The 26,126-nt window shown below is 72.3% G+C and carries 26 protein-coding genes; 10 read left to right on the forward strand and 16 right to left on the reverse strand.

Features of this window, described 5'->3' with window-relative positions; all coding sequences use genetic code 11:
* Nucleotides 1-5 precede the first annotated feature (5 nt).
* Complete coding sequence (locus LR269_RS17705) at nt 6-443, forward strand: MarR family winged helix-turn-helix transcriptional regulator (RefSeq protein WP_231432069.1); 438 nt, start codon at nt 6-8, stop codon at nt 441-443.
* Nucleotides 444-573: 130 nt separating this feature from the next.
* Here LR269_RS17705 and LR269_RS17710 read toward each other — a convergent pair whose 3' ends face one another.
* The 3 genes from LR269_RS17710 to LR269_RS17720 form a co-directional block, all read right to left on the reverse strand.
* Nucleotides 574-2,418 carry a Xaa-Pro dipeptidyl-peptidase gene (locus LR269_RS17710; RefSeq protein ID WP_231432070.1) on the reverse strand — a complete coding sequence of 615 codons (1,845 nt, stop codon included), beginning with the start codon at nt 2,416-2,418 and terminating at the stop codon, nt 574-576.
* Nucleotides 2,419-2,666: 248 nt separating this feature from the next.
* Nucleotides 2,667-4,256 (reverse strand): cell wall metabolism sensor histidine kinase WalK, encoded by a 1,590-nt coding sequence (locus LR269_RS17715; protein ID WP_231432071.1) that lies wholly within the window; start codon nt 4,254-4,256, stop codon nt 2,667-2,669.
* Nucleotides 4,253-4,999 carry a response regulator transcription factor gene (locus LR269_RS17720; protein WP_231432072.1) on the reverse strand — a complete coding sequence of 249 codons (747 nt, stop codon included), beginning with the start codon at nt 4,997-4,999 and terminating at the stop codon, nt 4,253-4,255. Before LR269_RS17720 ends, LR269_RS17715 begins: the two co-directional genes overlap by 4 nt.
* 163 nt (nt 5,000-5,162) lie before the next feature.
* Between LR269_RS17720 and LR269_RS17725 the strand changes: the two genes are divergently transcribed.
* From LR269_RS17725 to LR269_RS17740, 4 genes are all read left to right on the forward strand, one after another.
* Nucleotides 5,163-6,677 carry an ABC transporter permease gene (locus LR269_RS17725; protein WP_231432073.1) on the forward strand — a complete coding sequence of 505 codons (1,515 nt, stop codon included), beginning with the start codon at nt 5,163-5,165 and terminating at the stop codon, nt 6,675-6,677.
* Nucleotides 6,678-6,769: 92 nt separating this feature from the next.
* Nucleotides 6,770-7,435: an ABC transporter ATP-binding protein gene (locus LR269_RS17730; protein ID WP_231432396.1), complete on the forward strand. Its 666-nt coding sequence runs from the start codon at nt 6,770-6,772 to the stop codon at nt 7,433-7,435.
* A 109-nt stretch (nt 7,436-7,544) separates the two neighbouring features.
* Nucleotides 7,545-8,252, forward strand: a complete 708-nt coding sequence (locus LR269_RS17735) for an amidase domain-containing protein (RefSeq protein WP_231432074.1) — start codon at nt 7,545-7,547, stop codon at nt 8,250-8,252.
* Nucleotides 8,253-8,311: 59 nt separating this feature from the next.
* The gene (locus LR269_RS17740) at nt 8,312-9,016 is read left to right on the forward strand and encodes an amidase domain-containing protein (RefSeq protein WP_231432075.1); all 705 of its coding nucleotides are present in this window, start codon (nt 8,312-8,314) and stop codon (nt 9,014-9,016) included.
* A 25-nt stretch (nt 9,017-9,041) separates the two neighbouring features.
* Here the strand turns inward: LR269_RS17740 and LR269_RS17745 are convergent, their stop codons facing one another.
* From LR269_RS17745 to LR269_RS17780, 8 genes are all read right to left on the reverse strand, one after another.
* Entirely contained in the window at nt 9,042-9,338 is a 297-nt protein-coding gene (locus tag LR269_RS17745) for a Dabb family protein (RefSeq protein ID WP_231432076.1), read from the reverse strand.
* Nucleotides 9,339-9,346: 8 nt separating this feature from the next.
* The gene (locus LR269_RS17750) at nt 9,347-10,360 is read right to left on the reverse strand and encodes a sugar phosphate isomerase/epimerase (RefSeq protein ID WP_231432077.1); all 1,014 of its coding nucleotides are present in this window, start codon (nt 10,358-10,360) and stop codon (nt 9,347-9,349) included.
* Nucleotides 10,357-11,226 carry a sugar phosphate isomerase/epimerase gene (locus tag LR269_RS17755; protein ID WP_231432078.1) on the reverse strand — a complete coding sequence of 290 codons (870 nt, stop codon included), beginning with the start codon at nt 11,224-11,226 and terminating at the stop codon, nt 10,357-10,359. Before LR269_RS17755 ends, LR269_RS17750 begins: the two co-directional genes overlap by 4 nt.
* 151 nt (nt 11,227-11,377) lie before the next feature.
* Nucleotides 11,378-12,583 (reverse strand): substrate-binding domain-containing protein, encoded by a 1,206-nt coding sequence (locus LR269_RS17760; protein ID WP_231432079.1) that lies wholly within the window; start codon nt 12,581-12,583, stop codon nt 11,378-11,380.
* Complete coding sequence (locus LR269_RS17765) at nt 12,583-13,818, reverse strand: ABC transporter permease (protein WP_231432080.1); 1,236 nt, start codon at nt 13,816-13,818, stop codon at nt 12,583-12,585. The genes LR269_RS17760 and LR269_RS17765 overlap by 1 nt, the downstream gene beginning before the upstream one ends.
* Nucleotides 13,815-14,900 carry an ABC transporter permease gene (locus LR269_RS17770; RefSeq protein ID WP_231432081.1) on the reverse strand — a complete coding sequence of 362 codons (1,086 nt, stop codon included), beginning with the start codon at nt 14,898-14,900 and terminating at the stop codon, nt 13,815-13,817. Before LR269_RS17770 ends, LR269_RS17765 begins: the two co-directional genes overlap by 4 nt.
* Nucleotides 14,897-16,447 (reverse strand): sugar ABC transporter ATP-binding protein, encoded by a 1,551-nt coding sequence (locus tag LR269_RS17775; protein ID WP_231432082.1) that lies wholly within the window; start codon nt 16,445-16,447, stop codon nt 14,897-14,899. The genes LR269_RS17770 and LR269_RS17775 overlap by 4 nt, the downstream gene beginning before the upstream one ends.
* Nucleotides 16,444-17,550 (reverse strand): Gfo/Idh/MocA family protein, encoded by a 1,107-nt coding sequence (locus tag LR269_RS17780; RefSeq protein WP_231432083.1) that lies wholly within the window; start codon nt 17,548-17,550, stop codon nt 16,444-16,446. The genes LR269_RS17775 and LR269_RS17780 overlap by 4 nt, the downstream gene beginning before the upstream one ends.
* 116 nt (nt 17,551-17,666) lie before the next feature.
* Here LR269_RS17780 and LR269_RS17785 point away from each other — a divergent pair, with 116 nt between their 5' ends.
* Nucleotides 17,667-18,854: an ROK family transcriptional regulator gene (locus tag LR269_RS17785; RefSeq protein ID WP_231432084.1), complete on the forward strand. Its 1,188-nt coding sequence runs from the start codon at nt 17,667-17,669 to the stop codon at nt 18,852-18,854.
* Between the two features lie 88 nt (nt 18,855-18,942).
* On the opposite strand, the gene LR269_RS17790 is transcribed toward LR269_RS17785, so the two are convergent.
* Both LR269_RS17790 and LR269_RS17795 read right to left on the reverse strand, forming a co-directional pair.
* Nucleotides 18,943-19,902, reverse strand: coding sequence for a sugar phosphate isomerase/epimerase (locus LR269_RS17790; protein WP_231432085.1), 960 nt, complete (start codon nt 19,900-19,902; stop codon nt 18,943-18,945).
* 174 nt (nt 19,903-20,076) lie between these two features.
* Nucleotides 20,077-20,550: a DUF1772 domain-containing protein gene (locus tag LR269_RS17795; RefSeq protein WP_231432086.1), complete on the reverse strand. Its 474-nt coding sequence runs from the start codon at nt 20,548-20,550 to the stop codon at nt 20,077-20,079.
* A 58-nt stretch (nt 20,551-20,608) separates the two neighbouring features.
* Between LR269_RS17795 and LR269_RS17800 the strand changes: the two genes are divergently transcribed.
* Nucleotides 20,609-21,172, forward strand: coding sequence for a TetR/AcrR family transcriptional regulator (locus LR269_RS17800; protein WP_231432087.1), 564 nt, complete (start codon nt 20,609-20,611; stop codon nt 21,170-21,172).
* A gap of 3 nt (nt 21,173-21,175) precedes the next feature.
* On the opposite strand, the gene LR269_RS17805 is transcribed toward LR269_RS17800, so the two are convergent.
* Nucleotides 21,176-21,688, reverse strand: coding sequence for a DUF1294 domain-containing protein (locus LR269_RS17805; protein WP_231432088.1), 513 nt, complete (start codon nt 21,686-21,688; stop codon nt 21,176-21,178).
* Between the two features lie 105 nt (nt 21,689-21,793).
* Between LR269_RS17805 and LR269_RS17810 the strand changes: the two genes are divergently transcribed.
* The gene (locus tag LR269_RS17810; protein WP_374201150.1) at nt 21,794-22,489 is read left to right on the forward strand and encodes a YqaJ viral recombinase family protein; all 696 of its coding nucleotides are present in this window, start codon (nt 21,794-21,796) and stop codon (nt 22,487-22,489) included.
* Nucleotides 22,486-23,289 carry an alpha/beta fold hydrolase gene (locus tag LR269_RS17815; protein ID WP_231432089.1) on the forward strand — a complete coding sequence of 268 codons (804 nt, stop codon included), beginning with the start codon at nt 22,486-22,488 and terminating at the stop codon, nt 23,287-23,289. The genes LR269_RS17810 and LR269_RS17815 overlap by 4 nt, the downstream gene beginning before the upstream one ends.
* Before the next feature lie 16 nt (nt 23,290-23,305).
* Here the strand turns inward: LR269_RS17815 and LR269_RS17820 are convergent, their stop codons facing one another.
* A complete protein-coding gene (locus LR269_RS17820; RefSeq protein WP_231432090.1) occupies nt 23,306-24,013 on the reverse strand; it encodes a Pr6Pr family membrane protein in 708 nt (235 codons plus the stop codon).
* A gap of 102 nt (nt 24,014-24,115) precedes the next feature.
* On the opposite strand from LR269_RS17820, the gene LR269_RS17825 reads away from it, so the two are divergent.
* Complete coding sequence (locus LR269_RS17825) at nt 24,116-25,105, forward strand: NADP-dependent oxidoreductase (RefSeq protein WP_231432091.1); 990 nt, start codon at nt 24,116-24,118, stop codon at nt 25,103-25,105.
* Nucleotides 25,106-25,120: 15 nt separating this feature from the next.
* On the opposite strand, the gene LR269_RS17830 is transcribed toward LR269_RS17825, so the two are convergent.
* Nucleotides 25,121-26,077 carry a DUF5937 family protein gene (locus LR269_RS17830; RefSeq protein ID WP_231432092.1) on the reverse strand — a complete coding sequence of 319 codons (957 nt, stop codon included), beginning with the start codon at nt 26,075-26,077 and terminating at the stop codon, nt 25,121-25,123.
* Nucleotides 26,078-26,126 lie beyond the last annotated feature (49 nt).

A 26,126-nucleotide genomic window follows, 5' to 3' on the forward strand; every position in this document is an offset into this window, starting at 1 on the left:
TCGCCATGACCTCCCCCTCCCTCGACGAGGCCATCGCCCGCGTCGAAGAGCAACTCGGCCTCGTCTTCAACCGTGCCCGCACGGTCTGGAAGGAGGCGGCGCAGCAGATCCACCCCGAGCTGAACCCGGCCGGGTACAAGCTGCTCTCGACGATCGTGCGACTGGGCTCGTCGAACGCGCATCAGCTCGCGGAGCTCTTCGACATGGACAAGAGCGTCGTGAGCCGCCAGGTGCGCATCCTCGAGGAGGACGGGCTGGTCGTGAGCCGCCCCGACGAGCGAGACGGCCGGGTGCGGGTGCTCGAGCCCACCCCGTTCGCGGTCGAGCGGGTCGCGGCCCTGCGGGTGAAGAACCAGGCACGGCTGCACGAAGCGCTCAGCGAGCGCTCCGTGTCCGAGCTCGAGACCTTCGCCGAGATGCTGAAGGTGCTGTCGGAGGCCTGAACCTCCGGGCGGACCTCCCCCCGCCGCCCGGACCGCGCCGGACGGACTCCCCCGCCGTTCCGGCCGCGACGAAGGAGCGTATCGAGACCCGCCGGGGTCCCGATACGCTCCTTCTGCGTCTCCGTCGCGCTCAGCCCGCGTGCAGCGACGCCTGCAGGGCCTCCATGCCGCCGACGAGCGGCAGGTGCACGGTCGACTTCGACGGGTCGAGCGTGAGCGTCGTGCCCGGCGCCGGGCGCACCGTGTACTCCTGGTCGCTCGAGAGCACGACGACGCCGATCTGCGAGCCCGCCGAGAACACGTAGTCCTTCGGCTGCAGGTCGAACGCGAAGTCGTACGCCACCCCGGGAGCGACGGGCGTCGTCACCGCGTCGGAGTCGCGGTTCTCGACGTCCATCCAGCCCCGCGTGATGATCTTCGGGGCTCCCGTCAGCGGGTACTCGACGAGGAGGGCGGTGAGGTTCGCCTTCGGCCGGTCGACCGCGATCCGCAGCGAGACCGTCGGCGTGCCCGAGAGCCGCAGCGGCTCGCCGAGCGCCGCCGTGCGGTACGCGAGCCGGTTCGGCGACGATGCGGCGGCGGCCAGGTCGGCGGCGCGGATGCCCGCGTCGTCGACGAGGTCCTCGGTCGCCTTCGATCCGTTGCGCGACGCGGCGAGCGCGCCGACGCCGTCGGCCTCGACGGCGGGCGCGAGCTTGAGCTTCACGTCCTCCGTCGCCGGGTCGGGCCACTCGGGGTACTCGGTGAGGGTGCGGTCCTCGCGCACGACGTACGCCTTCGGCAACTGCTCGACGCCGTTCTCGACGTCGTACAGGTACCGCGTGAACCAGCGGTTGAGCAGCGTGTCGTTCGGGTTGCCGCCGTGGCCGCCCTGGTGCAGGTAGATCTGGTGCGGCACGCCGTTCGCCTTGAGCTCCTCGTAGAGCGCGGAGGCGTTCTTCGTCATGACGTTCCAGTCGTTGAGCCCGTGCGCGACGAGGGTCGCCGCGCTGATGCGGTCGGCGTTCGCGAGGTAGTTCCGCTCCTCCCAGAACGCGCTGCGGTCGCCGGTCGCGCGGTCCTGGTTCGCCCGCAGCTCGTCGATGACCGGCTGGCAGATCTCCTGGTCGAACCGGGTGTACACGTAGTCGGCGAGCACGTCGAGGTCCTCGCCCTGGTATCCGCCCGGTGCGCGGACCGCGCCGTTCGCGCGGTAGTAGTCGTACCAGTCGGAGATCGCCGAGACGGGCACGATCGCGTCGAGTCCCTCGACGCCCGTCGACGCGACGCCGATCGGCAGCGTGCCGTTGTACGACGTCCCGATCATGCCGACGCTGCCGGTCGTCCAGTCGGCCGCGACCTCGGTTGCGCGGTCGGGCTTCGTGTACGCCTTCGCGCGGCCGTTCAGCCAGTCGACGACGGCCTTGCCGGCGAGCGACTCGTTCACCCCGCCCGAGGTGGGGCAGCCCTCCGACCAGCCGCTGCCGAAGCCCTCGGCGTGCACGACGGCGAAGCCGCGGGGCACCCACGTGTTCTCGAGCGAACGAGAGATGGTCGGGCTCGTGCGGTTCGTCGGCTGGTACGCGGGCCACGGGTCCTTCGTCGAGGGCGGATCTCCGATCTCGTGGTCGACCGACCAGTTCGTCACCTGCGAGCCGCCTGCGTAGTACGGGCTCAGCTCCATGATGACCGGCACGTCGAGGCCGTCGGTCTCGGTCTCGGGCACTCGGCTGACGTCGATGTGCACGAGGTCGGGCCGCCCGTCGCGGTCGGAGTCGACCTCGCTCTCGACCCAGGCCTCCTCGTTGACCCACTCGGCCGAGTTCTTCGTGAAGACGGCTTGCGAGAGTCCGTCGACGAAGGTCGGATCAGTCTGGTCGGGGCTCGCGTACGCGGGCGAGGCGGCCGCGAGGCCGGCGCCGGCGATCACGGCGGTGAGCAGGGCTGCGGTGCGGATGGTGCGTCGTCGTGCGGTGGTGGGTACCGCTGAAGACATGCGGATGCTCCTTCGGTCATGCCGGGGCCACGGCCTCCACCCGCGTCTCTGCGCGGTGCCACGACCCCGTGGCTCCTCCACACGCTAGGGGTGCGGGCGCGCGACACGCCAGAGATGGTCGGATGTCTGTCCGGCGGCCGCACCCGTCGCCTCCGGTCCTCGTGTCGCGACGGGCACGTTCGCACGACACCCGTCGCACGGCGCCCGCACGCCGTGTTCCGGTGAGGACTGCCGGTCGTTCGATCGGGCTACGACGCGGGCGTCGCCCCGGCGAGCGGCAGATCGACCGTGAAGACCGTGCGGCCGGGCTTCGACTCGACCGACACCGTGCCGTGCTGCGCCTCGACCACCGCGCGCACGATCGCGAGCCCGAGGCCGGTCGACCCGGCGCGGCGCGAGCGCGAGGCATCCCCTCGTGCGAAGCGCTCGAACAGGCGGTCGCGCAGCCCCTCGTCGATGCCTGGGCCGTCGTCGGCGATCTGGAGCCTCGCGCGCCCGTCGACCTCGGTGAGGGTCGCCGACACGGCGGTGCCGGCGGGCGTGTGCACGCGCGCGTTCGCGAGCAGGTTGGCCAGCACCTGGCGCAGTCGTGCGTCGTCGCCCGAGACCTCGACGGGCGACTCCCCCGCGTCGACCGACCAGTCGTGATCGGGTCCTGCGGCCTGGGCGTCGCCGACGGCGTCGACGACGATCGCCCGCAGGTCGACGGTCGAGTGCACGAGTTCGCGCCCCTCGTCGAGCCGGGCGAGCAGCAGCAGGTCCTCGACGAGCTCGGTCATGCGCACCGACTCCGACTCGATGCGCGAGAGCGCATGCATCACGTCCTCGGGCAGCTGGCCGCCGTGCAGCCGCGTGAGCTCGGCGTACCCGCGGATCGATGCGAGCGGCGTGCGCAGCTCGTGCGAGGCGTCGGCGACGAAGCGGCGCACCTTCTGCTCGCTCTGCTCGCGCGCCGTCAGGGCGGATGCCACGTGCCCCAGCATGCGGTTGAAGGCGGCGCCGAGCCGGCCGACCTCGGTGCGCTCGTCGCCGACGTCAACCCGCTCGGCGAGCGCGACGTCGCCGCGGTCGAGCGGCAGTTCCGACACTCGCTGGGCGGTCTCGGTGACGCGCGCGAGCGGGCTGAGGGCACGGGTGACGATGAGCGAGCCGAGCGCGAGCGCGGCGGCGAGCCCCGCGAGCGCGACGATCGTGATCGTGATCGCGAGCTGCGAGGTCGCGGCGCCGACCTCGGCGAGGGGCAGTGCGAGGACGATCGAGACGCCGTCCCACTCGGCCTCCTCGACGGCGAGCGCACGGTAGTCACCGTACTCGCCGACCTTGATCGAATGGGGCTGCCCGTCGGCCGGCACCGCCGCGAGGGCGTTCGCCACGTGGTCGGGAAGGTCGAGCACGCGACCGCCCTCGGTGATGTAGCCGGCCCGTGCCTCGCCCTCGCGCGGCACGAGGGCGGCGAGCGTGCCGGCCTCCTGGCCGGGAACGTTCAGCACGAGTCCCGGTGCGGCGTCGGGGTCGCCGGGGAACCCGGGCGGCTGCCCGGCGATGGCGACGTTCGCGCGCGAGATCGCCGAGTCGAGGTTGGCGTCGAGCCGGGCGACCGACGAGCTGTGGAACACCGCGACGCTCACGACACCGACGACGGCGCTCACCGCGACGAGCAGCGATGCGACGATGACGAGGAGCCGGCGACGCAGGGTCCAGGGGCGGCGGTGCGCGGCATCCGCGTCGTTCGTCGCCGTGTCGTCGCCCTGGCCGGCCGACCCGCCGGCGCCGTGGTCGCGGGCGGTGGCCTCCCGGCGAGCCGCCGCCGCGTATCCGGGATCGCCGGGGCGCGTCATCCCGCCGCCTTCAGCATGTAGCCGGCGCCGCGAACCGTGTGGATCATGGGTGCCCGGCCCGCGTCGATCTTCTTGCGCAGGTACGAGATGTAGAGCTCGACCACCGTCTCCTTGCCGCCGAAGTCGTACGACCACACGCGATCGAGGATCTGCGCCTTCGAGAGCACGCGGCGGGGATTGCGCATGAGGTAGCGCAGCAGCTCGAACTCGGTCGCGGTGAGCTCGATCGGCTCTCCCGCGCGGGCGACCTCGTAGGAGTCCTCGTCGAGGGTGAGGTCGCCGACGGTCAGCACCGGGTCCTTCGCCTGCGCGAGGGTGAGCGTCGAGCGGCGGATGAGCCCGCGCAGCCGGGCGACGACCTCTTCGAGGCTGAACGGCTTCGTGACGTAGTCGTCGCCGCCCGCGGTGAGCCCGGCGATGCGGTCGTCGAGCGAGTCCTTCGCGGTGAGGAACAGCACGGGGGTCTCGGTGCCGTCGGCGCGCACCCGCTGCAGCACCTCGAGCCCGTCGATGTCGGGCAGCATGATGTCGAGCACGATCGCATCGGGACGGAACTCGCGCGCGATCCGCACGGCGCTCTGGCCGTCGGCGGCGGTGCGCACGTCCCAGCCCTCGTACTTGAGCGCCATCCTGAGCAGCTCGGTGAGCGAGTGCTCGTCGTCGACGACGAGCACCCGCACCATCGACCCGTCGCCCTTGGCGATCGCGGGGGCACGGTGCGGGGCGGCGGGCGTCGAGCTCATGGTTCCAGTATCCGCACCGAGCTATGCGATTCCTATGGCTCGCCTGTGCGATTCCGGATGCCTCGGCCCCGGCCGATGCATGGCCGACGCATAGCGGCGCCAAAGCGACGCCACAGCGCGCGCTCCTAGCGTCGGTCCCGACCCCATCGACGAGAGGACCCCCATGTTCTTCACCTACCTCCGGCGCGAGCTCGCGGGCCGCCGCAGGCAGACCGCGATCATCGCGATCGGCATGGCGCTCGCCATCGCCCTCGTCATGATCGTGAACGCCGTCTCGACGGGCGTGCGCGATGCGCAGGCCCAGGTGCTGCAGTCGGTCTACGGCGTCGGCACCGACCTCACGGTGACGGCGACCCCCGCCGCACCGGGCGAGGGGGACGGGCCGCAGCGCTTCGAGTTCGGCGCCGACGACGGCGAGACCGCCGACGGCTCGACCTCGATCAGCCAGTCGCGCCTCACCTCGGGCCCGGGCTCGCAGACATTCGACGCGTCGTCGCTCGACACCGTGCAGGGCCTCGGCGGCGTCTCGGCGGCCGCGGCGACGCTCGCGCTCGAGAACGTCACGTTCTCGGGCGAGCTGCCCGACTTCTCGGCGCAGCAGGACGGCACCGACCGGGTGGCACCGGGCGACGGCACCGGCGAGCAGCCCCCGCAGGGCGGGTTCGACGGCGCCGGCGGCAGCGCCTTCGACGTCGACCGGGTCAGCGTGCTCGGCGTCGATCCGGCCGGCGCCGCGGTCGGCCCGCTGTCGTCGGTCGAACTGGCCGACGGCCGCGGCCTCGAGTCGGGCGACACCGGTCAGGCCGTCGTCGTGCTCGACGCGACCTACGCGACGAGCGCCGAACTCGCGGTCGGCGACACGATCGACCTCGGGGGCACGGACTTCGAGGTGGTCGGCACGGTCGCCTCGACGTCGGCCGACGCGACGACCGCGTCGAACGCGTACATCCCGCTCGACCTCGCCCAGTCGATCTCGGGCCAGGACGGCATGATCAGCGACCTCTACGTGCAGGCGGACTCGTCGGATCGGATCGACGCCGTGCAGGCCGAGATCGAGGAGGCGCTGCCCGACGCCACGGTGTCGACGCAGGCCGACCTCGCCTCGCAGGTCTCGGGATCGCTGTCGACCGCGTCGAGCCTCATCTCGAACCTCGGCCTGTGGGTCTCGCTCGCCGTGCTGGTCGCCGCGTTCCTCATCGCGATCCTCTTCACGATCCAGGGGGTCACCCGGCGCACCCGCGAGTTCGGCACGCTCAAGGCGATCGGCTGGCGAAACGGCCGGATCGTCGGGCAGGTCGCGGGCGAGTCGCTCGTGCAGGGCCTCATCGGCGGGGCCGCGGGCCTCGTCATCGGCCTCGCCGGCATCTGGATCGTGAACCTCATGGGGCTCACGCTCGGCGGCAGCGCCGGCGGCATCACGGCCGGCGGCCCGGGCGGTGCGGCGATGCAGGGGGCGGATGCCTCGGGCGCGATGCCCGGCGGCATGGCCGGCGGCCCGTTCGGCGCCGCCGCGGCGACCCAGACGACCACCGAGGTCGTGCTGAACGCGCCGGTGACGGTGGGCGTCATCGCGATCGCGATCGGCCTCGCCGTGCTCGGGGGCCTCGCCGCCGGCGCGATCGGCGGCTGGCGGGCCTCGCGCCTGCGCCCGGCGGAAGCGCTGCGGAGCGTCGCATGACCGCCGTCGAGACCGGGGCCGTGCACGCCGCCGGCGCCGAGGCATCCACCGAAACCGGGCCGGCGACGCCCGCCCGACCGAAGGGAACCCACATGTACGTGCTCGAGAACGTCACGAAGCAGTACGCCGGCAAGCGCACGGTCACCGCGCTGAAGGACGTCAGCCTCGAGATCGCGGCCGGCCAGATGGTCGCGATCCAGGGGCCGACGGGCGGCGGCAAGTCCACGCTGCTGCAGATGCTCGGCGCGCTCGACCGGCCGACCTCCGGCCGGGTGCGGCTCGGCGAGTCCGACATCTCGCATCTGCCCGACGCGAAGCTCGCCCGGGTTCGCGCGAAGGAGGTGGGCTTCGTCTTCCAGGGGTTCAACCTCATTCCGACGCTCACGGCGCAGGAGAACGTCGAGACCGCCCTCGAGCCGCTCGGCGTGCCGGGGCCGGAGCGGCGCCGGCGCGCCGCCGAGGCGCTCGCCGCCGTGGGGCTCGCCGACCGCGCGACGCACGTGCCCGGTGAGCTCTCGGGCGGGCAGCAGCAGCGGGTCGCGATCGCCCGCGCCCTGGTGAAGGAGCCCGACGTGCTGCTCGCCGACGAGCCGACGGGCGCGCTCGACGAGGAGACCCGCGACGAGATCCTGGGCCTGCTCGAGGGGTTGTGGCGCGACCGCGGGCTCACGCTCGTCATCGTCACGCACGACTCGGCCGTCGCGCGGCGGGCCGAGCGGCGCCTGCACATCAAGCACGGCACGGTCACCGAGCGCTGATGCGACGTCCGTCGATGCGCGGATGCCTCGCCGGGAGCACTCCCGCGAGGCGTCCGCGCACTCGTCCGTTCGGATGGAACGCGGAGGAAGACCGCCTACGGTCGAATCGATGTCGCAGCCACCGCACCCCCGCGCCCTCCCCCGCCGAGCCGTGCTGATCGGCGGCGGCGTCGCCGCCGTCGCGGCCACCGGCGGCGCCCTCGCCTGGCTCTTCGGGCAGTCGCCCGCCCCCTCGGCCGCGTCGGCCGACTCGATCGACGCCGCGACCGCCCGGCCGACGCCGGGCGCCGACGCGAGGGCCGACTCGACGGTCGCCGCGGCCGCGGTGAGCCCCGCGGTCGCGGCCCAGCTCGCCTACCTGCGCGCCCACTGGCAGGACACGTCGAGCGAGGAGTTCGGCTACATCGACGAGAACGACTGCGTGAACTTCGCGAGCCAGGGGCTGCTCGCCCGCGGCTGGACCGAGGACGACGAGTGGTGGTACTCGGCCGACGGCGACCCGTGGGCCTCGAGCGACGCCTGGATCAGCTCGACCGTGCTGCGCGACTACCTCGAGCTGCACCCCGAGCGGGCGACCGCCCTCGACGACACGCAACGTTCCCTCGTGAAGCCCGGCGACCTCGTGCAGTTCGACTGGGACGGCACCGGCGACCGCGATCACACGGGCACCGTGACGGCCGTCGTCGTCGGCGCCGACGGCGCGGTCTCGATCGAGTACGCCGGCCACACCGACGCCACCTGGGACCGCACGGTCGACGAGGCGATCACCGAGATCCATCCCGGCGGCGTCGCGTACTACTGGAGCATCCCCGAGTAGCGCCCGACGATGCGCGTGCCCTCCGGCCGACCGTCGACGCACGACGTAGCGTGGAACCGATGAGCCAGCCGACCCCGCGACCCTCTCCCGGCGTGTACCTGCGCCGGCGCCTCGTCGTGGGCGGCGCGCTGCTCGTCGCCGTCGGGCTCGTCGTGTGGCTCGTCGTGGCGATCGTGACCGCGGCGGTCGCCGCCGCCACGCCGCCCGGCCCGACCGGGCCGGGAACGCAGGGCGGCCACGGCAGCCGTCCGAACGCGGCGGCGCTCGAGCTCGACCCCGAGCTGCCGGCCCCCGTGCTGCGCCAGCTCGAGTACGTGCGCGAGCACTGGGACGGCGCGAACGAGCAGTACGGCGTGCTCGGCGACGACGACTGCGTGAACTTCGCCTCGCAGTCGCTCGTCGAGCGCGGCTGGCAGCCCGACGCCGAGTGGTGGTACTCGGCGGACGGCGACCCGTACGCGTCGAGCGACGCGTGGCGATCGTCGACCGTGTTCCGCGACTACCTCACGGCGCACCCCGAGCGGGCGACGCCGCTCTCCGACGCGCAGCGAGCGAAGGTGAAGCCCGGCGACATCGTGCAGTTCGACTGGGACGCCTCGGGCGATCGCGACCACACCGCCATCGTCACGGCCGTCATCGAGGACGAGGACGGCGACGTGCACGTCTACTACGCGGGGCACACCGACGCGACGTGGGATCGGTCGGTCGACGACCACCCGAAGCACCCCGAGACGAAGGTGTACTTCTGGAGCGTGACGGGCTGACGCCCGTGGCGGTCGCGACCGCCGGTCAGGCCGGTTCGAAGTCGAACTCCTGGAAGTCGGCGACCTCGGGCACCCAGCGCTCCTCCACGAAGCCGACGTGAGCGGGATGGCGGTTGTAGGCGTCATACGCCGCGGCATCCGCGAACACCATGCGGAACTGGTGGGTGAACGGGCTCCCGGGGCTGACCTGACGCATGACCGCGAAGCCCGTCACCCCGGGGATCGCCGTCAGCGTGTCGCGGCCGGCGCGCAGGAACGCCGACTCCTCGTCGGAGCCGGCCTCGTGCACGAGGCGGAAGACGACGGTGTGCTCGATCGGCATGCGAGCCCCTACTGGTTCGAGAACGCCGCGTCGAACGAGGCGGTCGGGCGCGGGAAGAGCTTCGAGCGGATGAACCCGACCGCCTCGGCGGCACCGTGCAGCCGGTCCATGCCGGCGTCCTCCCACTCGACCGAGATCGGGCCCGTGTAGCCGATCGCGTCGAGCGCGCGGAACGCGTCCTCCCACGGCACGTCGCCGTGCCCCGTCGAGACGAAGTCCCAGCCGCGCCGCGGGTCGCCCCACGGCAGGTGCGAGCCGAGGATTCCCGGCCGGCCGGTCGCGGGCCGCATCCTCGTGTCCTTGCAGTCGACGTGGTAGATCCGGTCCTGGAAGTCCCAGATGAAGCCGACGGGGTCGATGCCCTGCCACATCATGTGCGAGGGGTCCCAGTTGAAGCCGAACGCGGCGCGGCGGTCGATCGCCTCGAGCGTGCGCACGCTCGTCCAGTAGTCGTAGGCGATCTCGGAGGGGTGGACTTCGTGGGCGAAGCGCACGCCCTCGGCGTCGAACACGTCGAGGATGGGGTTCCAGCGGTTCGCGAAGTCCTCGTAGCCGGCGTCGATAACGCTCGCCGGCACGGGCGGGAACATGGCCACGTACGGCCAGATCGCCGAGCCCGTGAACCCGACGACGGTGTCGACGCCGAGCGCGCGGGCGACCCGCGCCGCCCGCTTCATGTCGTCGGCGGCACGCTGCCGCACCCCCTCGGGGTCGCCGTCGCCCCACGTGTACGGGCGCACGATCGCCTCGTGGCGGAAGTCGATCGGATCGTCGCAGACGGCCTGGCCCGTCAGGTGGTTCGAGATCGCGTGGACCTCGAGCCCGTGCCGCTTCAGGATCTCCTGCCGCTCGGCGAGGTAACCGGGCTCCTCCTCCGCCAGCTTCAGGTCGAGGTGGTCGCCCGAGCAGGCGATCTCGAGCCCGTCGTAGCCCCAATCGGCGGCGAGGCGCGCCACCTCGGCGAACGGCAGGTCGGCCCACTGGCCGGTGAACAGCGTGACGGGATGGGTTGCGGCGGTCATGCGGGGTACCTTTCGTCGTTCAGGGCGGTCAGGTAGCGGATGCTTCGTGCCGCCAGCTCGTCCTGCGAGGGCGCGAGCGGCCGCCAGACCGAGGCGGCCACCGCGATCGTGGCGTTCTCGCCCGTGAAGCTCTCGAGCCCGAGCGCCCCGGCGTACCCGACCTCGTCGAGTGCGTCGAGGAACGCCGGCCAGTCGAGGTGGTCGTCGCCGACGGCGCCGCGGTCGTTGCCGCAGACCTGCACGTAGGCGAGGTTCGGGCCGGCCGCACGGATCGCGTCGCCGATCGACTTCTCCTCGATGTTGAGGTGGTAGCTGTCGAGCGCGAGCCCGAGGCCGGGGCCGAGCAGCGGCCCGAGCGCCTCGAGCGCCTGCTCGACCGTGTTCACGAGGCTCGTCTCGTACCGGTTGAGCGGTTCGATCGCGAGCCGGATGCCACGAGCCTCGGCCTGTCGCACGAGCGGCGCGAGCGCCGTGCGGAGCTCGCGGTACCGGGCCTCGCGCTCCTCGGCGTCCATGCGCCAGGCGCGGCCGGTGGCCGCGGTGAAGGGGCCGGCCACGACCGGGGAGCCGAGGCGCTCGGCGACGCCGAGGCAGTGCACGAGGTAGTTCTGGGTCGCCACGATCTCGGAGCCGGGCGCGGCGACGAGGTTGCGGCCGGGGCCCATCGCCCCGATCACGATCGGGGCGAGGCGGTGCTCGCGCAGGATCTCCACCGCGGCATCCGCCGACCAGTCGCCGGGGTTCTCGACCGGCAGCTCGATCGCCCCGAAGCCGAGCGCCGCCGCCTTCGCGGCGAGCGCGGGCAGGTTCTCGGCGGTGAGGGGCGAAGCCCACACCCAGGTGTTCACGCCGATGGTGCGGCGCATGCTGCCTCCTTGCAGAACTCCGTCGGTCGAGTAGGGAGCGAAGCGAGCGTATCGAGACCCGCCGCCGGTCGACGAGCGCAGCGTATCGAGACCACGATCGTGCGTGTGGTCCCGATACGCGCTCCGCGCTCCTCGACCGACGGATCAGGGTTTACGGGATGATCCGGTCCTCCCAGACCTGCGGGTAGCCGGGCAGGTCCTCGCCGCCGAACTTGGCGTAGTGGCCGTCGGGCATGTTCTCGTTGAGCGCGAGGTACTCGTCGACCTCCTCCTCGGTGATCGGCGACTGCGGCAGCACCCACTCCTGGGGCACCTCCTCGCCGGCGAAGATCTTCTGCGCGGCGAGCAGCGGCGTGCGCCACTGGAAGTTCGAGTACACCGGCGCGAGGCCCGTGAGCCCGGTCTCCTTCCACTTGCGGAGGAAGCTCATCTCGTCCTCGCCCGTCATCACCGGGTAGTCGGCGCCGGCGTCCTCGAACGCCTCGATGGCGGCGACGGCGCCGTCGCCGGCGTCCATCCAGATGCCCTGGACGTCGCCCTTGGCGAGCTCGTCGGAGATGATCTTCTTGATCTCGGCGGGGTCGGCGCCCGTGAAGTAGTCGACGGCCTCGATGCCGGCCTCGTCGAACAGCTTCTCGGCCGCGGCCCAGCGCTGCTCGAGCACGTCGACGCCCGGCAGGATGCGCAGCGCCACGACCTTGTCGCCCTCGTCGAGCTCGTCGATGAGGAACTCGGCCGTGTCGATGCCCCACGCGAATCCGCCGATGGGGTGGATGAACGTGACGGGGCAGTCGGTCTGCACGCCGCGGTCGAACACGACGACGGGCTTGCCCGTGTCGCAGGCGCGCTCGACGGCCGGGGTCATCGCCGCCGTCGAGTTCGGCGAGATGAGGAAGATGTCGCAGTTGCCCTCGTTGATGAAGTAGTCGATGTCGGCGATCTGCGTGTCGTCGGAGTCCTGCGCGTCGCGGGTCTCCATCTCGCTGATCACACCGGCGTCCTGCAGCACCTTCAGCTGCTGGTTCATCGTGATCCAGCCGGTCTGGCGCCACGGGTTCGAGATCGAGGCGTTGGCGAAGCACGCCTTCTTCGCTCCCTCGCTCGCGAATTCCGAGGTGTCGACCATCTCGGCGTTGATGTACTGCAGCCACGGCTGCCCTTCGGGGCCCTCGGGCACGACGTCGCGTTCGGCGTCCTGCTTGTCGAAGAGCTCCTGGTCGAACCACTCGACCGCTTCCTCCGTGGCGCCGGCGTCTTCCGTCGGCGCGGCCACGTTGGGGTCGGTGGTACAGCCGGCCATCGTCAGCAGCGCGAGGGCGCCGACCATTGCGGATGCCACCGCATACTTGCGTCGCATCACGAACCTCCCTTGGTTTCGTTGTCAGCCCTCGACGTCGAGGGAATGGATGCAGGGCGAGCGGATGCCTCGGCATCGCGCTCCTCCGCCGGTGCCGGCGAAGTCTGGGTCGCCGTGTCCGGCGAGGTCTGGGTGGCGGTCCCGGGCGAGCCGCCCGATGCCGCGTCGGATGCCTCGGCCGAGGCATCCGGAATCGTCGTCGATGCCGCGGGTGCCGGGTCGATGCCCTTGCCGCGGCGTCGTGCGCGGAAGGTGGTCGCCGAGTAGGCGACCGCGATGATGATGATCGCGCCCTGCACCGCGTCGCGGTAGGTCGAGGGCACGCCGGCGAAGTTGAGCAGGGTGAACAGGGCCTCGAGCGCGAACGCGCCCGCCGCCGCCGCGACGACCCAGCCGCGCCCGCCGCCGAGCACCACGCCGCCGAGCACGACCGCGGTGATCGCGATGAACTCGTAGCCGCGACCGACCGACGGGTGGACACCGGCGTAGCCCACGAGCAGCACGCCCGCGATCGTCGCGGAGAGCGAGGAGATCATGAAGGTCGACGTCTTCACCCACCAGCTGCGGGCGCCCGCGAACCGCGCGGTCGTCGGGTTGTCGCCGAGCGCGATGATCGTGCGGCCGAACGGGCGCTTCGAGAACCAGATCGCGACGGCGAGCACGACGGCGAGCACGAGGACCGACCACGGCAGGATGTCGATGACGGGGATGCCGCGGATGCCGCCGCGCCCGATCTCGCGGAACCCGTCGGCGGGGTTGCCGGTCGCGGCGCCGCCCGTCCAGTAGAGGGTGCCGCCGAGCAGCGCGAGCATCATGCCGAGGGTGACGATGAAGCTCGGCACCTTGAGGAACGAGACGATGAGTCCGTTGACCAGCCCGATGAGGGCGCCGAACGCGAGCATGAGCGCGAGCACGGGCAGCGACTTCGCCTCGTCCTGGCCGATGAGGTTGCCGGCGATCACGACCTGGGCCGTGACGACCGATCCCATCGACAGGTCGAACTCGCCGCCGACGATGACGAAGTACTGGCCGATCGCGACGATCGCGATGGGCGCCACGCGCTGGATGAAGCGGATGAACTGGCTCGGTTCGGCGAACGACGGGTTCAGGACGGTGATCGCGACCAGCAGCACGATGAGCAGCAGGAACACGGCGCCGCGCGGGCTCACGAGGGTGCGGCCGAGGTCGGCCAGGCGGCTGCCCAGGTCGCGGCGGTCGGTGCTGACGGCGGTCATGCGCGGGCCTCCTCTCGTGCGTCGTTCCCGTCGACGTCGCCTCCGGCGCCGTCGGGGCCGGTCGGCGGTGCCGAGGCGTTCGCGAACCTCGGCCTGCGCCGGTCGACCGACCGGCTCGTGTAGACCGCGACGGCCGCGACGATGACGACGCCGCGCACGACGTCCTTCAGGAAGGGGTTCACCTGCATGACGCTCATCACGTTGTCGACGACGGCGAAGATCGCGACGCCGCCGATCGTGCCCCAGATCGAGCCGCGGCCGCCCATGAGCAGGGTGCCGCCGAGCACGACCGCGGCGATCGAGAGCAGGTCGTAGCCGCCCTGGGTGCCGACGACCGGACTGCCGACGCCGAGCCGGCTCGCGAGCAGCAGCCCGGCGAGCGCCGCCGTGATCGAGCACAGCATGTGCGCGACGATGAGCGGTCGTGCGGTGCGGATGCCCGACAGGCGCGCGACCTGCTCGTTGCCGCCGACCGCGAACATGTGGTTGCCGGTGCGCGTGCGGGCGAGGAAGAACGCCCCGGCGAGCGCGACGAGCAGCATGAGCAGCGTCGAGACGGGGATCGGTCCGATGCCCGTGGCGCCGATGAGCTGGAACTCCCACGGCACCTGGCCGCTCGTGCCCTTGTAGTTCGTGTCGAGGTAGCCCTTGATGATGAGGCCGGTGCCGAGCGTCGCGATGAAGCCGTTGACCTTGAGCTTCGTGACGATGAGCCCGTTCGCGAGCCCGATGACCGCGGCGACGACGATCACGGCGACGACGGCCATCGGGATGTTCGCGGGGTTGCCGGCCATGAGGTCGGCCGCGATGAGGCTCGACAGGCTCACGACGTAGGGCACCGACAGGTCGAGGGACGCGCACAGGATGACGAGGGTCTGGCCGATGGCGACGAAGCCGAGCACGCTCATTCCGGTGAGGATGTCGCGGATGTTGCCGGCGCTGAAGAAGTTGCGGCCGACGGAGGCGACGAGGACGGCGCCGATCGCGATGACCGCGACCAGCGCGATGCCGACGATGAGGCTCGAGTCGAGCCGGCGACGGCGCGGTGTCGCGCGCCGGGCGGTGGGGGTCGTCGCGCTCATCGCAGCTCCTCCCCGCCGACGCGCAGGGTTCCCGTCGCGGCGCCGAGGATCGTCGCCTCGTCGCTGCGAGCCGGCAGTTCGGCCGAGGCCCGGCCGTCGTGCATGACGATGATGCGATCGGACATGCCGATCACCTCGGGCAGTTCGGACGAGATCATCAGGATGGCGACCCCTTCTTTCGCGAGTCGGCGCATGAGCGTGTAGACGGCGACCTTCGCGCCGACGTCGATGCCGCGGGTCGGTTCGTCGAGGAGCACGACGCGGGGCTTGGTCGCGAGCCATTTCGCGAGGACGACCTTCTGCTGGTTGCCGCCCGAGAGGAACTGCACCTCCTGGTCGAGGCCGCGCGACGACAGCTCGAGCGAGGAGAGCACGCCCGGCAGCTCTCGCCGCGTCTCGCGGGTGCGCCGCGAGAACACCGAGCGGATCACGAGGAGCGCGTTGTCGGCGATCGACTGGTTGAGCGCGAGGCCCTGGGCCTTGCGGTCCTCGGTGATGAGGGCGACGCCCCGCCTCACCGCCTGCCGGGCCGAGGAGATCTGCACCGGCCGGCCGTCGAGGCGCAGCTCGCCGCGCGTGAACGGCGCGATGCCGAACACGGCCTCGACGAGTTCGGTGCGACCCGAGCCCTGCAGGCCCGCGACACCGACGATCTCACCGGCGCGCAGCTCGAGGTCGACCCCGTCGACGTAGGCGTTGCCGGCGGCGCGGAGCTCGAGCCGGGGCTCGCCCCTCACGGTGCCCGGCTCGGGGTCGGGGAAGTACGCGGAGATCGGCCGGCCGACCATCCGCCGCACGAGCTCGTCGGTGTCGAGCTCGGACGCGGGCCCGCTCGAGACGAGCGCACCGTCTTTCAGCACCGTGATCGTGTCGCAGAGGTCGAAGATCTCCTTCAGCCGGTGCGAGACGTAGATGATCGCGACGCCGCGCGCCTGCAGGCGCCGGACGATCGCGTAGAGCAGCTCGACCTCGTGATCGGCGAGCGCGGCGGTCGGCTCGTCCATCTGGATGACCCGGGCGTCGACCGAGAGCGCCTTGACGATCTCGACGATCTGCTGCTCGGCGACGGTCAGGGTGCGGACCGGCGCGTCGGCGTCGATCGAGTCGATGCCGAGCTCGGCGAGCAGCGCCCGCGTCTCGGCGAGCATCGCCTTGCGGTCGACGAGGCCGCGCCGCTTCGGCTCGCGACCGAGGAAGACGTTCTGCGCGACCGTGCGCTCGGGCAGCAGGTTGAACTCCTGGAAGACCGTCGCGAGGCCGGCCCGCGCGGCCTGCACGGGGTGGCTGAACGCGACCTCCTCGCCGCCGAGTCGCACACTGCCCGCGTCGCGCTCGTAGACGCCCGCGAGGATCTTCATGAAGGTCGACTTGCCGGCGCCGTTCTCGCCGACCAGGCCGTGGACCTCGCCGGCGCGCAGGGTCAGCCCCACGCCGCGCAGCACGGTCACGCCGAAGAACGACTTCTCGAGCCCCTCGGCGACGAGCACCGGCTCGCCGGCCGCGGCGACTGCGCCGGGCGACGACGATGCGGGGGTCGCGGCGCTCATGCGGGCACCTCCGTCCAGTCGCGGCGTTCGGCCGAAGCGAGCACGGCCTCGGTGACCTGTGCGGCGCGCAGCCCGTCGGCGAAGACCGGGAGCCCGTCGGGCCGCGCGCCGTCGATCGCCGCGTAGGCGTCGGCGACGAAGGCGTTGAACGCGTCCTGGTAGCCCATCGGGTGCCCGGCGGGCACGAGCGAGAGCCGGGCCGCGTCGGCGTCGAGCCGCGCCGGATCGCGCTCGATGATGCTCGAGGCCGCGGTGCGGCCCACCCAGAGGGTGTCGGGGCGCTCCTGCTCGAACCGGATGCTCGCCTCGGTGCCCGCGAGCTCGATCGAGAGGGCGTTCTTGCGACCCGGAGCGACCTGCGAGACGAGCAGCGTGCCGAGTGCGCCGGAGGCGAACTCGACGACGAGCGCCACGAGGTCTTCGGTCTCGACGGCGACGTGGTCGACGCGCTCGGCGTACGCGGTGCTGGTCGAGGCGGTGAGCCTCGCGATGCGCTCGCCCGCGACGAACTCGACGAGGTCGACGAGGTGGGAGCCGATGTCGGCGAACGCCCGCGACGGCCCTCCGAGCGCGGGGTCGACGCGCCAGTCGTCGTCACCCGGCGTCGAGAGCCAGTCCTGCAGGTAGGCCCCGTGCACGCTGAGCAGCCGGCCGGTCTCCCCGGCGGCGACACGGGCCCGCGCCTCGCGGACCATCGGGTGGAAGCGGTAGACGAACGGCACCGCGGCGACGAGGCCGCGCTCGTCGGCGAGCCGCACGAGTTCGACGGCGTCGGCCGCGGTCGTCGCGAGCGGCTTCTCGCAGACGACGTGCTTGCCGGCCTCGAGCGCGGCCCTCGCGAAGCGGGCGTGCGTCGTGTTCGGCGTGCAGATGTGCACCACGTCGATGTCGGGGTCGGCGAGCAGGGCTTCGAACGAGTCGTAGGCGGCACCGAGACCGAGGCGCTCGGCCGCCGCGGCGGCACGACCCGAGGTCGACGAGGCGGCGCCGACGAGCTCGGCTCGGGCGGCGCGGGCGGCACGCGAGTGCACCGCGGCCATGAAGCCGCCACCGATGAAGCCGGCACGTCGTGTGCGGGTCGGGGCGATGACGTCCGTTGTCATGGGGACATCGTGACACACTCATGGCAACTTTTGCTAGCACTCCGTCAAAAGTTGTTCTCCGGACAACAGGTAGTGGCTGTGCCATACGTCGAAGACCTTGTGCTTTACTCAGTTGCATGGTGGACATCAGCCGAGGATCCGCGCTCGGCACATCGGGTGCCAGTGAGCTGTTCCAGCTCCTGCGCGACGGCGTGCCGCGCACGCGCGCGTCGCTCGCGCAATCGACCGGGCTCGCCCGTTCGACGATCGCGGCGCGGGTCGACGAGCTCATGCGGCTCGGACTCGTCACACCGGTCGCCGACGCCGCCTCGACCGGGGGGCGCCCGCCGTCGCAGTTCGCGCTCAACCCCGCCGCGCGCATCGTGCTCGCGGCCGACCTCGGCGCGTCGCACGCGACGCTCGCCGTCACCGACCTCTCCGGCACGGTGCTCGTCGAGCGCTCCGAGCCGAAGGACATCGCCCTCGGCCCCGAGGCCGTGCTCGGCTGGATGGTCGAGCAGGGACTCGCACTCATCGAGGGGCTCGGCCGCGACCGCCGCGAGCTCGTCGCCATCGGCATCGGCGTTCCCGGCCCGGTCGAGCACTCGACGGGGCGGCCGGTGAACCCGCCGATCATGCCCGGCTGGGACCGCTTCGACGTGCCCGGCTGGGTGCAGCAGCACCTCGAGGTGCCGGTGCTGGTCGACAACGACGTGAACATCATGGCCCTCGGCGAGCAGGCGCTCGCCTGGCCGCAGATCGAGCACCTCATGTTCGTGAAGGTCGCGACCGGCATCGGCTCGGGCATCATCTCGGGCGGGCGGCTGCAGCGCGGCGCGCAGGGCATCGCGGGCGACATCGGCCACGTGCGGGTGGCGCGCGGCAGCGACGTGCCCTGCCACTGCGGCAACCGCGGATGCCTCGAGGCGCTCGCCTCGGGGCCGGCGATCGCCCGCGCGCTGCGCGAGCAGGGCGTCGACGCGGCGTCCGGCGGCGATGTCGTCGAGCTCGTGAAGCGCGGCGACATCGACGCCATCCAGGCGGTGCGCCAGGCCGGTCGCGACATCGGCGAGGTGCTGACCGCGTGCGTCAGCCTCGTGAATCCCTCGGTCATCGCCATCGGCGGCTCGATGGCGCGAGCCGGCGAGCACCTCATCGCCGGCGTGCGCGAGGTCGTCTACACGCGCTCGATGCCGCTCGCGACCGAGCACCTCGCGATCGTGCAGTCGGCCGCGGCCGAGAACGCGGCCGTGCTCGGCGCGAGCATGCTCGCGATCCACCACGTGCTCTCGCCCGAGGGCATCGACGCGCTCGCCGCGCGCTGACCGCGAGGCATCCCCGGCGGTACCGGTGTCCCTGAGGTGCGGCAGCCGGGGGCGCGCCTGCCACGACGCGCCCCCGACCGCGACACCGTCAGAACCGCAGCTCGCGGAGGTAGTCGTACCCGACCTCCGCGGTCTGCAGCGGGGTGACGTCGGGAGTGTCGTTCTCGACGATGTACTCCTCGACGGCGTGCGCCCGGAAGATCCGCGCGAAGTCGATCGTGCCGGTGCCGAGGTCGGCCATGTCGCCTCCCACGTGACGGTCCTTGACGTGGAACTGCCGCACCCGCTGCGGCGCCGCGTCGATCACGTCGATCGCGAACTGCTCGGGGTCGGCGGCGCCGTCACCGCTCTGGATACCGCCGGTGACGGCCCAGTAGAGGTCGACCTCGAGGTGCACGAGGGCGGGGTCGAGCCGCTCGGTGAGCACCTGCCACGGGGTGAGCCCGCCGCCCAGATCGGTCGTGAACTCGTGCGCGTGGTTGTGGTAGCCGTAGGCGATGCCGTACGAGGCCGCGGCCTGCGCCTCGGCGTTCATCGTGTCGGCGAGCTGCTGCCACTCGGCGAGCGCACCCGAGGCGAAGTACGGCACGTTGAGATAGCGCTGGCCGAGCGTCGCCGCGTTCTCGAGCTTCTGCTCGAGGGCGGCCGCGTCGGACGAGGGGCCGTCGTGCGACGACGACGCCCAGACGCCGATCTCGTCGTAGAACGCGCGCAGTCCGGCGGCGGTGCGGCCGAAGTAGCCGAGCGCCTGCTCGACGCGCGGGTAGCCCATGTCCGCGATCGCGCCCAGCGTCGTGTCGTAGTCGCCGGGACCCCATGGTGCTCCGAGCGCCTCGCGCACCGTCCACAGCTGGATGCTGATCTTGCCGGGCGGCACCCGCTTCCACGGCTTCGTCGCGACGTCCGCCGCGGCGGGGATCGCCCCGGCGGAGAACGTCGCGGCCGCGGCCGTCGCGCCCAGTGCTCCGAGGAGGAGGCCGCGTCGGCTCACCCCGCGCCCGGCGAGCGATTCGCGCAGCGCCCCTCGTCCGTCATGTCCGTAACACATGCTGGTTCCTTCCGTCTCATCGTCGAGAGTCCGTGCGGAACACTGTCGCCTACTTTTGTCGTCGCGTCAATCGAAAGTTGTTTGTGATGGTCACAGAAGTCGCAACCACGTCACCTGAACGGTGCGGCGCCGGTCATACGGCGGCCGTGCGGACGGGGCGACCGCCCGCACCCGTCAGACGAGTGCGATCGTCGCGCACAGCAGCAGGATCGACAGGCCGAGCAGCACCGCACGGAGCACGATGATCGACTCCCATCGCGACTGCAGCGCGCGAGCGTCGGCCGGCACGTCGCCGGCCAGGGCCGCTGCGGTGAGCACCTTGTTGATCGGCGCCGAGATGCGGGCGAAGAGTCCGAGCCAGGCGAGCAGCAGGGCGAGCGCGATCGCCGAGAGCGTCGTGGTGACGGCCGTTCCCCAGCCGACCGCGAGCGCGACCGTGATCGCCGCCAGCACCGTGCCGAGGATGCCGACGACCGGCAGACGCCGATCGCCGTAGTAGTGGCCCCGGCCGACCACCTGCACCATGGTGCGGTCGTCGACCTCGGCATAGACGGGACGCAGCACGACCGCCGCGACCACGTCGGTGCCGAAGATCACGGCGAGGTTCAGCACTGCAAGGGCCGCGGCTGCGGCGATGACGATCGACATCTCGACTCCTTCGACTGGTGTTAGCGCTGCTAACTGTTACCGCTGCTAACATAGCGACATGGCACGCACCCCGCAAGAGGCGGAACGCTTCCGCGAACGCGAACGCCTCATCCTCGACACCACGCGTCGGATCGCCGAGGACGAGGGCTGGGCCGCAGTCACGGTGCGCCGGCTCGCCGACGAGATCGGGTTCAGCCAGCCGATCCTCTACCGTCACTTCCCCGGGGGGCGCGACGAGATCGTCGAGCGACTCGTCGTCACCGGCTATACCGAACTCGCCACCCGGATGGCGTCGCCCGACGACGACCTGCGCCACCTGATCACGGCGTACCTCGACTACGCACGCACGAATCCCGCCCTCTACGAGGCGATGGCGTCAGCACGCACGAGCTTCGCCTTCGCCTCCGGCGAGACGCCCGAGGTCCTCGTCTCGGGCTTCGCCGTCGTCGAACGCGCCGCGGGCGGACGCGACGCGCACGATCGAACGGTCAGGGCCGAACTGCTCTGGAGCCTGCTGCACGGGGTCAGCGGGCTCTCGGCCGGCGGGCGACTCGACGACGCGCTCGGCGCCGACCGCGAACGGCTCATCGCGACGCTCTTCGCGACGCCAGTCGACGGGTGACGCCTACCGTGCGAGCCAGGCGAGGAGCGCGCCGAGCGCGAGCACGTTGACGACGACGCCGACCCAGAACACGCGGCGGAAGCTGCGCTTGCGCGTCTTGTGCCGCAGCCGCTGCTGCGCGACGATCGCACCGGGCCAGCCGCCGACGATGTCGAGGAGGTGCAGCGTGCGTTCGGGCACCCGCTGCGAGCCGCGCCTCGCGGCGAGCTTGTCGAGCCCGTAGGCCGCGAACGCGACGAGCGACACCGCGCCGTACCACGCTGCGATCCACCACGGCGCGACCCCGGCCACCACCGTCGCGGCGACGAGCAGTGCGAAGGCCGCGAGGACGCCCCAGCTCAGCGCGGCGGGCAGCGGGCGCGACAGGTCCCTCCCGGCGGGCGACGTCGGCGCGGCGGGCAGCGGGCGCGACAGGTCCCTCCCGGCGGGCGACGTCGGCGCGGTGGCGGGGCGACCGTTCGGACGGGATGCCGCGGGGCGGGCGCCGCGCGCGGCGGTCGTCGAATCACGGGCCATGCCGTCGATCGTACGATGCGCGGGTCTCGAGACGCTCGCTCGACAACCCGCTCGACGACCGCACGCCGCGCCGCATCCGACGGTGGCGGCGGGTACGCTCGGAACGTGCCAGAACCGTTCGCCCTCTTCGACCTCGAGGGCGACACGTGGGCTCCTCCGCCCGAACCCCGGCCGAGGCATCCGCACGAGACCCGCGTCGTCGCCGACTCGAGCGACCGCGTCGCCTGGCTGCGCGCCCGGTCGCAGGGCATCACGGCGACCGACGCGGCGAAGCTCGCGACGCGCGAGTCGGTGCGCACCGCCGCCCACGAGAAGCTGCACGGGTCGCGGCACAGCTTCGGCGGCAGTCGCTACACCGACCACGGCCGCGCCCGTGAGCCCGTCATCGCCGAGTGGGCGAAGCAGACGCACGGCCTCGAAGGCTCGACGCTGCTGTTCCACGCCGAGACCGAGCGGCGGCACCTCGCGACGCCCGACGGGCTGCGTGTGGCGCCGAACGGCGCACTCGAGCTGTGCGAGATCAAGACGACGTCGAAGCCCTGGCGCGGCATCCCGCGCGGGTACCTCAGACAGGTCTGGTGGCAGCAGTACGTGCTCGGCGCCGAGCGCACCCTCGTCGTGTGGGAGGAGCACGCCGACTTCGTGCCCGTCGACGACGAGCCGAAATGCCGCTGGGTCGACCGCGACGACGACCAGATCGCGATCCTCGTCGGGCTCGCGAACGAGCTGCTGGCCGCGATCCGGCCGAACCCGCGCGCCGCCGACCCGCGCGCGTTCTACCGTCCGGGCGCCCTCGCGTGACCACGCTCCTGCTGCACGGGCTCGGCGCCGACCGCCGCCAGCCGCTCGAGCTGTTCGCCCCGGCGGTGCGCGCCGCCGCCGGCGACGACGAGCTCGTCATCGCCCCCGACGTCCGCGCCCACGGCGGCTACCTCACCGTCGGCGAGCCGGCCGACTTCGCGATCGACCGACTGGCTGCCGAGATCGCGGCGACGACGCGGGCGCAGGTCGAGAAGACGACCGGGCGACCGGTCGACGACGACGGGCCGCTGACGGTCATCGGGCTCTCGATGGGCGCCGCGATCGCGATGCGGCTCCTGCTCGGCGGCATGCTGCCCATCGACCGGGCCGTGTTCGTGCGCCCGGCCTTCGACGACCGCTCGCTGCCCGACAACCTGCGGGCGTTCCCCGTGATCGGACAGCTCCTCATCGACGCCGGCCCGGCGGGCGCCCAGGAGTTCCGCGAGCGGGAGCTCTACCAGCGGGTCGCCGACGAGTCGCCCGCCGCGGCGAAGGGGCTGCTCTCGCAGTTCACCTCCCCCGACGCGGCGCGGCGGGCCATGCGCCTCGTCGAGATCCCCCGCAACCGGGCGTTCGCGAACGACGCCGAGCTCGCCGCCCTCGGCGGACGCGGCGTCAGCACCTTCGTCATCGCGGCGCCCCGCGACCCGGTGCACCCCGTGCCCACCGCCGAGCACTGGGCCGGAGCGCTCGGCGCACCGCTGGCGATGCTCACCGAGCGCGACGCCGGCCAGGCCCGGCAGAACGCGGTGCTCGCCGAGCACCTCGCGCGGTGGCTCGAACGCGCGCCCCGCACCTGACCGGCACGAGCCACGCTCAGCGTGCGTCGACGCGGTCTGCGTCGGAGGCGGCCTCCGGCGCCACGACCGGGGATGCCTCGGCTGCGCCGCCGCGGTACGGCCACGCCGTTCGGCTGATCGCGATGACCCCGGCACCGACGAGCAGGATGAAGGCGGCGATCGCGACGACGTACACGAGCACGCCGTCGTAGCCGACGCCGGGCTTCACGGCGGGGTCGAGGAACGGGTACGGGTACCAGCCGACGATCGCGCCGCGGAGCATCGTGTACGCGGCCCAGGCGAGCGGGAAGAGCGCGACGGTCCAGAGCCGCCGCCACGGCACCGGACGACGACCGGGCGCGAGCACCCAGTCGGCGAGCAGGTAGAGCGGCGCCCAGACGTGCAGGATCTCGTTCGACCAGGGCACCGTCGTCGCCTGGTCGAGCGAGATGTCGCGCAGCAGCGTGTTGTAGACCACGAGGGTGGTGGTCATGTAGGCCGTGGCGCAGACCCGCACGACCGTGAACCCGGGGCTGTCGGTCTCGCTCCGGAACGCGAACCACGCGGCCGCGAGCAGCACGACGGCCGCGAGCGCGTTCGAGAGGATCGTGAAGAAGCTGAAGAAGTTCACCACGAAGGACCCCGGGTCCTCGACCATCGAGAGGCTCTTCACGAACTGGCCGACGATCGCGGTGATGATCAGCGCGGCGGCCAGCACCCGCAGTACCCCGAAGACCCGTCGCATCGCGCTCCCCTCGTGCCGTCGTGCGGCGCAGTCGGGCCGAGCCCGTCGCGACGCTGAGTGCAGCCTAGCGATGACGGCATGATGGAGGTGGGAGGACGACGCATGACGCAGACGACGCAGGCCCCGACGATGCACGCACTCGTGATCGACCGCACGGGCGGCCCCGACGAGTTCCACCTCGCCGAGGTGCCGCGGCCACTGCGGGTGAGCGACGAGGTGCTCGTGCGGGTCGTCGCCGCGAGCCTCAACCCGATCGACGTGAAGACGCGTGCCGGCCGCGGCACCGCGGCGGCGATCACGGGCTTCCCCGTCGTGCTCGGCCACGACTTCGCGGGAATCGTCGAGCAGGTGCCCTACGCGGCGCATCCGCTGCAGCCGGGAGACCGGGTCTACGGCATGGGCCGGGTGCCCCGCACCGGCGGCAGCTTCGCCGAGCTCATCAGCGTGAGCTCGATGAGCGTCGCGCGGATGCCCGCCTCACTCGACTTCGCGCACGCCGCCGCCGTCCCGCTCGCCGCGCTCACGGCGTGGGGCGCGGTGGTCGACACGGCGCGGGTGCACGACGGCCAGCGCATGCTCGTGCATGCGGGCGCCGGCGGCGTCGGCCATTTCGCCGTACAGTTCGCGGCGTATTTCGGCGCGAACGTCACCGCGACCGCATCGGCCCGCAACGCCGAGTTCGTCCGCGACCTCGGCGCCCGCCGCGTCGTGGACTACACGACCGAGCGCTTCGAGGAGGTCGCCCGCGACCAGGACGTCGTGATCGACCTGATCGGCAACGTGAAGGACGACACGGGCGTGCGCTCGCTCGACGCGCTGCGCCCGGGCGGACTGGTCGTGAACGTGCCGACCAGCTCGTGGCCGACCATGCGGGAGGACGCGGAGGCCCGCGGCCTGCGCGCCACCGGGTACTCGGTGTCGCCCGACGCCCGCACGCTCGCGGTCATCACCCGCCTCATCGACGACGGGGCCGTGCGCGTGCACGTCGACCGCGAGCTGCCGCTCGCCGACGGCGCCGAGGCGAGCCGGCTCGTCGAAGCCGGGCACGTGCGCGGCAAGATCGTGCTGCGGGTCGCGCCCGATCCCGCCTGACCGGCGGGAGGTCGCTCACCGCCCGGCGGCGAGCAGCGACGAGCCGAGTTCGCTGCGCAGGTAGAGCATGCTGTGACCGTACCGGGTCGAGACGACGAGCCCCGCGTCGCGGAGCACCCGCAGGTGCTGGTTCACGGCCGACGCGGTGACGCCGAACCGCACCCCGAGCTCGGTCGACGAGGCGGGGTCGCCGAGCGCCGAGAGCAGGCGGGCGCGCGTCTCGCCGAGCACCGCGGCGACGGCCGCCGGGTTCGCGACGTCCTCGGCCTCCCACAGGGCGCCCTGGCCGCGGGCCGGGTACATGAGCATCGGCGGGCCGTCGCCGACCGGCGCCGAGGCGCGACGCGTGAACATCGTCGGCACGAGCGTGAGCCCCGAGCCGCCGACGGCCCGGGTGCGCTCGATCGGATGCCGCAGTCGTACCGCGAGCACCCCGTCGGCGAACTCGACCGTGCTGGTCAGGCCGTTCAGCATCGTCGCCACGCCCGACTGCGCGATCTGACGGCCCCGGTGCACGACGTCGGCCTCGAGCACCGCGCGCATGCGCGGCCAGTACGGTGCGAACGACGACTCCCAGAGTTCGTCGAGCGCGGCGACGATGCGCCGCAGCGCCGCCCGGTGCGAGCCCGCGAACACCGCGGGCACCGCGCCGTGCACCGCTTCGAGGTCGCGGCGGAACACCTCGGCCGGCGTCTCGAGCAGCGCCTCGAGCTCGTCGTCGAGGCGGGTGAGCGGCGACTCCGGCCTCGGGTTCAGGAAGTCGGGCGTCCACAGGCGATCGTCGATGAGCGCCGCGAGCACGGCGTGGTCGAGACCCGCCCGTGCCGTCTCGGTGCGGGCGACCCAGGGCAGCTGCAGCGGAAACCGCGACGGGTCGCGCACGGCGCGCAACGAGAGGCCGAGCTCCGAGAGCGGCGAGATGCCGAAGCGCACGGCTGCGACATCGTTCTCGTTCAGCACGTAGCGCAACATGAAGGCATACGCTACATCAATTTCGCGGCGCCTCGGCCTCTGCCAGAAC

This window comes from Agromyces sp. S2-1-8, assembly GCF_021129215.1.
GTDB lineage: Bacteria > Actinomycetota > Actinomycetes > Actinomycetales > Microbacteriaceae > Agromyces > Agromyces chromiiresistens.